Origin of the sequence: Celeribacter sp. (assembly GCF_048270365.1) — a bacterium.
Classification (GTDB): Bacteria; Pseudomonadota; Alphaproteobacteria; order Rhodobacterales; family Rhodobacteraceae; genus Celeribacter.
Window position 1 is genome coordinate 1 of record NZ_JBLWTA010000057.1, and the last position, 8,073, is coordinate 8,073.

At 62.0% G+C, this 8,073-nt stretch carries 14 protein-coding genes and 2 tRNA genes; 7 read left to right on the forward strand and 9 right to left on the reverse strand.

What is annotated here, in order from left to right; genetic code table 11:
• The 4 genes from ACN0X0_RS22415 to ACN0X0_RS22430 all read right to left on the reverse strand — a co-directional run.
• Window positions 1-263, reverse strand: a 263-nt coding sequence (locus ACN0X0_RS22415; protein WP_417281055.1) for a hypothetical protein, incomplete at its 3' end; no start/stop codon positions are given.
• Entirely contained in the window at window positions 260-541 is a 282-nt protein-coding gene (locus tag ACN0X0_RS22420; RefSeq protein WP_417281056.1) for a hypothetical protein, read from the reverse strand. The genes ACN0X0_RS22420 and ACN0X0_RS22415, both read right to left, overlap by 4 nt.
• A complete protein-coding gene (locus ACN0X0_RS22425) occupies window positions 538-696 on the reverse strand; it encodes a hypothetical protein (protein ID WP_417281057.1) in 159 nt (52 codons plus the stop codon). Before ACN0X0_RS22425 ends, ACN0X0_RS22420 begins: the two co-directional genes overlap by 4 nt.
• On the reverse strand, window positions 693-1,157 hold the full coding sequence (locus tag ACN0X0_RS22430) for a hypothetical protein (protein WP_417281058.1): 465 nt from the start codon (window positions 1,155-1,157) through the stop codon (window positions 693-695). Before ACN0X0_RS22430 ends, ACN0X0_RS22425 begins: the two co-directional genes overlap by 4 nt.
• On the opposite strand from ACN0X0_RS22430, the gene ACN0X0_RS22435 reads away from it, so the two are divergent.
• Window positions 1,156-2,292 carry a WYL domain-containing protein gene (locus tag ACN0X0_RS22435; RefSeq protein WP_417281059.1) on the forward strand — a complete coding sequence of 379 codons (1,137 nt, stop codon included), beginning with the start codon at window positions 1,156-1,158 and terminating at the stop codon, window positions 2,290-2,292. The two genes, ACN0X0_RS22430 and ACN0X0_RS22435, sit on opposite strands and share 2 nt — an antisense overlap.
• 5 nt (window positions 2,293-2,297) lie before the next feature.
• Here ACN0X0_RS22435 and ACN0X0_RS22440 read toward each other — a convergent pair whose 3' ends face one another.
• Window positions 2,298-2,513, reverse strand: coding sequence for a helix-turn-helix domain-containing protein (locus tag ACN0X0_RS22440; RefSeq protein ID WP_417281060.1), 216 nt, complete (start codon window positions 2,511-2,513; stop codon window positions 2,298-2,300).
• A gap of 149 nt (window positions 2,514-2,662) precedes the next feature.
• On the opposite strand from ACN0X0_RS22440, the gene ACN0X0_RS22445 reads away from it, so the two are divergent.
• Window positions 2,663-2,956: a helix-turn-helix domain-containing protein gene (locus ACN0X0_RS22445; RefSeq protein ID WP_417281061.1), complete on the forward strand. Its 294-nt coding sequence runs from the start codon at window positions 2,663-2,665 to the stop codon at window positions 2,954-2,956.
• Window positions 2,957-3,392: 436 nt separating this feature from the next.
• On the forward strand, window positions 3,393-3,953 hold the full coding sequence (locus ACN0X0_RS22450; RefSeq protein ID WP_417281062.1) for a hypothetical protein: 561 nt from the start codon (window positions 3,393-3,395) through the stop codon (window positions 3,951-3,953).
• A 2-nt stretch (window positions 3,954-3,955) separates the two neighbouring features.
• Here the strand turns inward: ACN0X0_RS22450 and ACN0X0_RS22455 are convergent, their stop codons facing one another.
• Window positions 3,956-4,606, reverse strand: a complete 651-nt coding sequence (locus ACN0X0_RS22455; RefSeq protein ID WP_417281063.1) for a hypothetical protein — start codon at window positions 4,604-4,606, stop codon at window positions 3,956-3,958.
• 245 nt (window positions 4,607-4,851) lie between these two features.
• On the opposite strand from ACN0X0_RS22455, the gene ACN0X0_RS22460 reads away from it, so the two are divergent.
• From ACN0X0_RS22460 to ACN0X0_RS22475, 4 genes are all read left to right on the forward strand, one after another.
• Window positions 4,852-5,040 carry a hypothetical protein gene (locus ACN0X0_RS22460; RefSeq protein ID WP_417281064.1) on the forward strand — a complete coding sequence of 63 codons (189 nt, stop codon included), beginning with the start codon at window positions 4,852-4,854 and terminating at the stop codon, window positions 5,038-5,040.
• Window positions 5,037-5,291 (forward strand): DUF2312 domain-containing protein, encoded by a 255-nt coding sequence (locus tag ACN0X0_RS22465; RefSeq protein WP_417281065.1) that lies wholly within the window; start codon window positions 5,037-5,039, stop codon window positions 5,289-5,291. Before ACN0X0_RS22460 ends, ACN0X0_RS22465 begins: the two co-directional genes overlap by 4 nt.
• A 102-nt stretch (window positions 5,292-5,393) precedes the next feature.
• The gene (locus tag ACN0X0_RS22470; protein WP_417281066.1) at window positions 5,394-5,825 is read left to right on the forward strand and encodes an ASCH domain-containing protein; all 432 of its coding nucleotides are present in this window, start codon (window positions 5,394-5,396) and stop codon (window positions 5,823-5,825) included.
• Between the two features lie 177 nt (window positions 5,826-6,002).
• Window positions 6,003-7,052 (forward strand): site-specific integrase, encoded by a 1,050-nt coding sequence (locus ACN0X0_RS22475; protein ID WP_417281067.1) that lies wholly within the window; start codon window positions 6,003-6,005, stop codon window positions 7,050-7,052.
• A 61-nt stretch (window positions 7,053-7,113) separates the two neighbouring features.
• Here the strand turns inward: ACN0X0_RS22475 and ACN0X0_RS22480 are convergent.
• The 3 genes from ACN0X0_RS22480 to ACN0X0_RS22490 form a co-directional block, all read right to left on the reverse strand.
• A tRNA-Arg gene (locus ACN0X0_RS22480) sits at window positions 7,114-7,190 on the reverse strand.
• 60 nt (window positions 7,191-7,250) lie between these two features.
• Window positions 7,251-7,556 (reverse strand): ETC complex I subunit, encoded by a 306-nt coding sequence (locus ACN0X0_RS22485; RefSeq protein WP_417281068.1) that lies wholly within the window; start codon window positions 7,554-7,556, stop codon window positions 7,251-7,253.
• 222 nt (window positions 7,557-7,778) lie between these two features.
• Window positions 7,779-7,855, reverse strand: a tRNA-Pro gene (locus ACN0X0_RS22490).
• Window positions 7,856-8,073 lie beyond the last annotated feature (218 nt).

Genomic DNA, 8,073 nt, shown 5'->3' on the forward strand with positions numbered 1-8,073 from the left:
TACTCAGCCGGCGACCGGTCGTCAGGCCGCAGCAGCTCGAACGGGTTGAGATCGCACCACACGCAAAGCTTCAACAGAGCCACGGGACCGATCTCATGTCCGGTCGAGGCACGGCTGATCGTGGCGCGGCTCAGGCGCACCTCGCCGGCGATCTGGTCGAGCGTCAGTCCCCGCCGGCGGATTTCCACCTGCAGGGCACGGCCAAAGCTCAGCCAGTCGATTGCCTGCGGGCGCACCAGAACATGGGCGTAGTCGCGGTTCATGCCGCAGCCCTCCCACTGCTCCGCGCACGGGCGAACAGCCGCCCGTCCCGCGCCGCCGCCACCGCCGCCGCGCGGGTCAGGTCCTCCCGCGTGAGCTCCAGCCAGCCGGCGATCTCCAGCAGCGCCGCGTCGCAGATGAACCGCCCCGCGCGAAAATCCTCCAGCACGCCCGGCGCATCGGTCATGTCCCGCCCGGCATGGTCGGCAGCCTGTACGAACAGGCCGAGAACCAGCCGGACATGCTTGCGCGCCTGAGGCGTGAACCGATCCGCGCTCATGCCCGGCACCCCGCCAGCACGGCCGCGAGGATCGCGAGCGCCAGAACCGCCATGATCAGCCCGGCCAGCCGCGCCCGCCGCGCAGAGGCATCAAGCCTTTGCGTCTGATCGGAAAGCCACCCGGCCAGCGGATCAAAATCGCCGCGCGCGCTCATGACCGCACCTCCCGCAGGCCCTGACGCGCACGTGCACCGTCATGGGTCGAGATTTGCGCCTGAAGCAGGCGGATCAGCTCTTGGGCGTGCCGGATATCCTCTTCCGACATGTGCTGGTCCGCAAGGTCCTGCACCGTCCGGCCAAGCGCCGAGAGAAGACGCGTGAACCCCGGCGATGCGGCCGGTTCACGCGGCGCGAGATCGCAGCCGGCCTTATCCGCCAGCCATTCGGCCAACGCGCGGATGCCATAGACCTCCGTCAGCATGCCGGCGCGCAAAAGCGACAGCTCGACACCCTCCATGTCCGGATCGCTGGCCTTGTAGAGCAGCGATTGGGAGCAGCCGAGTGTCGCGGCCGCCGCCGCGATCCCCTTTTCGCCGGAGACCTGCTGGATTTCCTCCAGCGCGCGGTCGATGGCGTCATGCACGGAGCCAAACGCCCGCCTCTTAAGCAGCGTCATGCAGTCCTCCAAACAGGCTGAGACCTTGGAAATGAGAAATGGCACCGGGCGTGAGACTGTGATCTCGCCGGCCCGCCAGCCGGAGAAGGTACCCCGCACCGCCTCGCGGGGCGCCGGCCACACACCGCCAAAAGAGCCGGCCCGCACGCGAGAGGTCAAAGCGTGCGGGCAGGCAGGTGAGGCCGGGAAGGCGGCCGTCTGGGAAGCCAATGAGGAAGATGGACGCAGGTCGCGCGGTTGTGCTGAAATCACCCTTGCAATTCAGGGCGAGGAGGAAATGTTGATGACCAGCGGGCTCGAGGAAGTCGCAGAGAAACTTGGAGCGCGTGCGGAAAGCCGCGAGATCCCGGAAGGAGCGAGACCGGCTCGCCTGTCGGACGAGGATGACGGCGAAAGCCTGACGCTCGACGACGCGCAAGCCATCGCCGATCCGGATGGTATAGCGGAAGGCCAGACCTTCATGATCGAGTATCTCGACAGCAAGAACGTCCTGACCACGCGCCGCATCACGGTTCTGGAAATCACCGCAGACAAGAAGGGCGCACCGTCCCTGAAGGCGCGCTGTCACGAACGCAATGCCCTGCGCAAGTTTCGCGTCGACCGCATAGTGTCGTGCATTGATCTTGACGGCGAGGTGCACAATCACCCCGTCACATTTCTCAATGCAGCACTCGGCACGCGGCTTGACCCGTCGATCGAACCGCCGGACTTCGACGTGGCGATCGATGGAGACTACACGCCGCCAAAACCTCCAGAGAACTGGGCGCAGATCAACCGCATGATCGTTCCGCACTTCTCGATGCTTGCGGCACTGTCGCGCAGCGACGGCAAGATGCGCGACAAGGAAGTGCGCGTCGCCCGCGATCACTGCGCGCGCCTGGCGACGGAAGAAGGATACCCTGTTTCCAACCTGACGCTGGAGTGGATCGAGAAATCCATCCGAAGGCGCTACCCCACACGCGGCTACCTCAAGAAGACCATGAACCTGATGAAGAACCACTGGCCGCCGCACCACGTCACCGACCTGCTCATGTCGGGGCTGGAACTGATCGACGTCGACGGCACGCGCGACCCGGAAGAGATCAAGCTTATCAACGAGATCTCTCAGGCCGTCATCGGCATGGACATGGCCTGAGACGGTCATGAGATAATCTCGCCCTCAGCAATCAGGAGGTCAGCGTGAGTGAGTTCTGCCGCCGTCGCATCAATGATTGCCGCGCGATATCGCGGTCGAGGCTCGGCAATGCGGCGTTCCCACTTCGACACCGTTCCCTTAGTCGCGCCAACGCGCATGGCGAAAGCCTCAAGGGTGAGACCGTGTCGTTCGCGATAAAGGGTAAGGGGATGCTTCATCATGAAATTGAGTTTCTATAATGGAAACATTTTCGTCAAGCACAAAGCGCTCCGTAGTTTCTATTTCAGATAACGCCTTGATTTTGCGGCGGTGCGATAATTCGCTCATGCCCACGTGCATCCACCATACCAACCACAGACGCCCCTCTCACGTGTATCTGCGTGAGTGGCTGGAGTACCGCGCCTTGACGGCAGAGCAGCTCGCGGGACGGCTGGAGACCAGCAAGAGCGTTGTATCGAAGCTTTTGAATGGAAAGCAGCGGTACAATCAGGATTGGCTCGAGCGTTTTGCCTATGCACTTAACTGTGAGGTGCCGGACTTATATCGCGACCCGACGACCCCAACGCATGACGATCTGCTGAGCCGGGCGACGCCAGAGCAGATGAAACAGATCATCGATTTCGCCGAATATCTAATCAACAAGACAGGAACCGAAAATAGATAATTTTTATACATTTCAATGACTTATATTTTCAAAATTCCTTTTCTCGCTCACCATCCCTGCAATAGCCGCTTCACGCGGAAGGTCGAGCATCGCCTAGTTTTCTCTCTCCGTACCGGTCACGTCTTTCACTCCCCCCCCCAACTACGCCCCCTGCCCTGCCGGACAAGGATGTTAGAGCATCCACACCAAAAGAACCGCAGATGCGCTCCACCTACCAAGCCACAGTGTTTCACGCCCGCGCCATCGAGCGCCAACATTGCAAGCTCACGGCGGCAGCTACATTTCCATAGCCGAACCCAGTCAGGGATAAAGCACTAGCTCCCGCCCAGAATTGACGCTACGCAATCAATTGTTTCTTTTTTGGAAACTTTACGATTGATATCGACGTTTCTATTTTGGAAACATGGACTCTCATCGCCACCCGATGGGGGACACCATGCCATCACCACCCAACACACCCGCCAAGATCGACGGCAGCAGGCTCATCAGCCGCAATGCGTTCGGCCGCACCCTGATGATCCACGACCTCTCCTCGGGCGAGCGGATCTTTCCATGCGAGCCCATGTGTGAAGCCGAGCGCGCTCATGACGCACGGATCCGCGCGAAGAATGCAGAGTACCGCCGCTCGGACCTTGCACAGCAGGCCAGTGACTTTCGGGAGGTCGCCCGGCTCGCCTTGATCGCGGCGGATGCCGCCGAGACGATTTCACGCGCGGTCACGGTCGACAACTTTGACCGGATCTCCAGCGATTGCAGCTACAGGCATGACGGCCGGCGCGAGGCCTTCACCTTCTACCGCTGGGATCCGGACTGTTTCGACGGCTGGGAAAGCGCCGGCCCTCTTGCCGAGGCGTTGCTTGAGATCCTGCGCGACCAGACGCTCACCATTCTCGCCCGCAATCTGACCGAAGAAGCCGGCCCTCTCGCTGCAATTGTCGCAAGAGCCCGTGCGGAGACGGGTGAAGCACCAGAGCGCGACAAGGAGGCCGAGGAATGAGCCTAGGCTTGCTTCTCTCTATCCCTAAGGGCCTTGGTCGCAAGGGCAACATTGACTTCCTTTGCCAGAAGCCTCGAGGCCTCGCCCCACTGGTCGAGATGGTCCGCATGTTCAAGGATCTGCTTGGGACGCGGCTTGTTGTTATTGATGAAGGCCCTCACCGCCTTTCGCACACTCTCATCGTCACCCTTCATCAGAGACCGGTCGAGAAGTTCCGGCTTGCCCCACACTTTGGCGGGTTTCAATCCGGGCGCCTGGATCTCGAAAATGGCTTGATGCGTCATATCGTTTCGGCGGTTTGTGAGCCGACGCAACTTGTCGAGATGATCGACCACGCGCTTGCAGATGTCGCTCTCAGGATCGATCCGGGCGCAGACGAGGCTCTTGAGAACGTCACGTTTGGCACGATTGCTGTCCAGCGCAGCCATGAGCGCAACGGCAGCTTCGAGATCGCTTATAGACGACGCGGTGCCATCTTCGTTTGGCGCCAAATGAGTCACCATCAAAGCGCCGGCAAGAAAAAGAAGCCAGGTCTCGCTTTGCGAGAAGCTGTGTGTGGCCCGGCCAAGAGCAGCGAGGATCTCCGCCCCCTCAGCATCATCGAGTTTGGCCGGTGTCAGCTTGTACGAAAACGATTCATCGTTGGCGGACATCAATTTTCTCCATCTAGACGAGCGAAACACCAGGACCAGCATCGGACCAACGGCGACTGCCAAAGAGCACCAGATCCAAAGCGCCTGCCCAGGCTCAATCTCAGTCAGCAGAAGCCCCTGTTCTCAACACGCGCCAATTCAACCCTAACAAGAACATTAAATACAGAAACAATCTTTCATACGATCGCCGATCGGCATTTACCGCGGCTGACCTCCCACACGTTCAGCTTTAGCACGAGCCGGGCATGACCGCGGCCGTCGCCCTCGTTCTTCTCGGCACCCTGCTGTGCGCGGCTGCGCTGGCGCTTGTCGCCATCGCGCTTGCCGGCGCGGCCGCGCTCGCCATGGGCCTGCGCTGGCAGCACGCCGATGAAACCGACCTCACGCCCTGGCAGGGGCGCCCCCTGCCCGACCAGAAGGAAACCGACACATGAGTGATGCAGGCGGAATTGCAGCCGACCAGCTCCGCGCCTTCATCGAGCGCATCGAGCGGCTCGAGGAGGAGAAGAAGGTCCTCGGCGACGACATCAAGGAGATCTACGCCGAGGCCAAGGGCACCGGCTTCGACGCGAAGATCCTGCGCAAGGTCATCTCCCTGCGCAAGAAGCAGCCGCACGAGCGCGAGGAGGAAGAGGCGATCCTCGACCTCTACATGCAGGCGCTAGGGATGGCCGGCACGGCCTAACCCTGTCCCGCGCGGGACCTTCCCCTCCCCGCGCGAGAACGCCACCGGCGGCGCGCTCCTCCCCGCCCGCCGGTGGTGCCCCTCAACCGCAGGAAGTCGAGCATGAAAGCCCTCAGCATCAGACAGCCATGGGCATGGGCGATTCTCGCCGGCATCAAGCCGATCGAGAACTGCACATGGCCCACAAGCTTTCGCGGTCCCGTGCTGATCCACGCTGGCAAGCGCGAGGAGCGCTCAAACATCGATTACGTGCTGAGGGAGTGCTCCCACCACACCGGCACGTCGGTCGCGCTGCTGCGCAACGCCTACGACCAGCAGGCCGCGATGGGCGCGATCATCGGCGCGGTGACGATCACCGATTGCGTCACCGACCACCCGAGTCCGTGGTTCCACGGGCCGCATGGGTTCGTCCTCGAGCGCCCTGCCAGGGCGATGAAGCCTGTCGCGTGTGCCGGCACGCTCGGCTTCTTCACAGTCCCGGACGACATGCTCGCCGGGCTGGATATTCTCGGATACGTGGAGGCGACAGGATGAGTGCTGCACGTTTTACCAAGGTGGAACTCCGGCGCGCGTTGGACGTGATCGAGTCCGCGGGCGTCTCATTCGCGGTGCGGATCGAACCCGACGGCGCAATCACGCTACTCCCATGCTCCCCGGTTTCGGTGCAAGGTGCATCGGACGATCCGTTCGACGAGTGGCTGAGGGAGCGGAATGCGAGTGCGTCTTAGGGGTATTCACCGCGTTCGCGCGAAACTGGCCTCTGGTGAGGTTCGGGAATACTACTACGCGTGGCGGGGCGGGCCGAAGCTCGACGGCGCACCAGGATCGGAGGCCTTTCTAAGGTCCTACAATGCTGCCATCGAGGCCAGGAAAGAGACTGACACCGGCACCATCAGCGCGCTGGTTCGCATGTATCGCAGCAGCCCGGAGTTCACCGGCCTGGCCGAGATCACCAAACGCGATTATCGCGCTGTCTTCGATAAGATCCGACAGGAGTTCGGCACGATGCCGATCAAGGCTGCGACGGATCCACGTGCACGCCGTCTGTTCAAGGCGTGGAGAAACCGATACTCCGCGACGCCCCGAAAGGCAGACCGCTACTGGAGTGTGCTCAAGCGGGTGTTCTCCTACGCGGTCGACAACGGCGAAATTCCGCTCAATCCGTGCGCCGGTGGTGGCCGCCTGTGGAGCGGATCGCGCAAGGAATCGATCTGGACACCTCAGTCCCTCCTCGCGTTTCGCAGCGTCGCGGCGCGGCCGCTTGTTGACGCAATGGAACTCGCCATCGCGACCGGACAGCGTCAGGGCGACCTCCTCCGGTTGACATGGTCCGCCTACGACGGTGAGCGCCTGAACCTGCGGCAATCGAAGACAAAGCGCCGCGTTTCGATACTGCTCGATGATGCCACCAGGCGTTTGCTCGACGAGCGCAAGGCCGCGAACGACGAGCGCGAGCAACCATCGGTGACGGTTCTCACGAACAGTAGGGGAAAGGCGTGGACCTCAGACGGGTTCAAGACGTCATGGGGGCGGGCGACAGCGCGCGCGGGAGTGAAGGGCCTCACGTTCCACGACCTGCGAGGCACGGCCATTACGCAAGCGGCCGTGGCGGGCGCATCGGTGCTGCAGATCGCCAGCAGGTTTGGCTATTCGCCTCAGGATGTCGAGGCAATGCTCGATCGCCACTACCTCGCCAACAGCCAGTCCCTGGGCGACGCCGTTGTCGGGCTAAATGAGCACAACAAGAGAACGAAAGTGTAAAACGCGCTGTAAAATGCCCTCCGACCAAAGAGCACGAAACCGTATAACCCCTTGAAAAGTTTGGCGACCCCGGCAGGACTCGAACCTGCGACCATCGGCTTAGAAGGCCGGTGCTCTATCCGGCTGAGCTACGGGGCCGTACGCGGGACGAGATTTCGCGGCACCCCGCCGGGCGTCCCGTCGTCCCGGAAATGCGCTTCAGTGCGTCCAGGGCATGAAGCGGTCGTAGCGGAAATTGTCCGAGTAGGCGATCTTCGGCACGCGACGCTCGTTGGCCGCCTCCACCCGGTAGGCAATGCCGTTGCGCTCGGCATAGGCAACGGCCTCCTCGCGGGTGGCGAAACGCAGGCGAATCTGCTGCTTCATGTCGCTTGAGGAGGTGTAGCCCATCAGCGGCTCGATCGAGCGCGGCTTCTCCGGAGCGTATTCCAGCACCCAGTTGTGGGTCTTGCCGCGCCCCGACTGCGTCGCCGTCTTCGCCGGGGAATAGATGCGTGCGACCATGACTGCGGCTCTCCTTGGCTCAGACCACGCACGAAGTGACACACACGCCGTGCGGCCGCTCGCGGGCGGCAGATACCGGTTTATTCCTTGGAATTGGCGGTGAAGTCAACTCGCCAATCGCCCGCATGCCCGGCAATCGCGCAAAGCTTCGCTGCGCGCGCCAGAATGCCGCGACATCGCCGTCTGCGCCTATCGCAAGGAAACCGGAAGACTGGAAGGAAATGGTCGGGGCAGCAAGATTCGAACTTGCGACCCTCTGCTCCCAAAGCAGATGCGCTACCAGGCTGCGCTATACCCCGACAACTGGATTTCTGCGGTCTATCCGGCATTGGCCCCGTCAGTCAAGCGGGAATGAGCCAGGAATTTGGGGGGCAACTCGGCATGCCGGAGCAAAGGAGCCCCGGAATAGTCCCGGAAGCCGGGCCGGAGAAATCGTGTTTTGTTCCACTCCTTCCACGGCTCTGTGCGCTCGGGTGGTTCTCGCGGCAGGCCACCCCGACGACAAGGATCTCTCTGG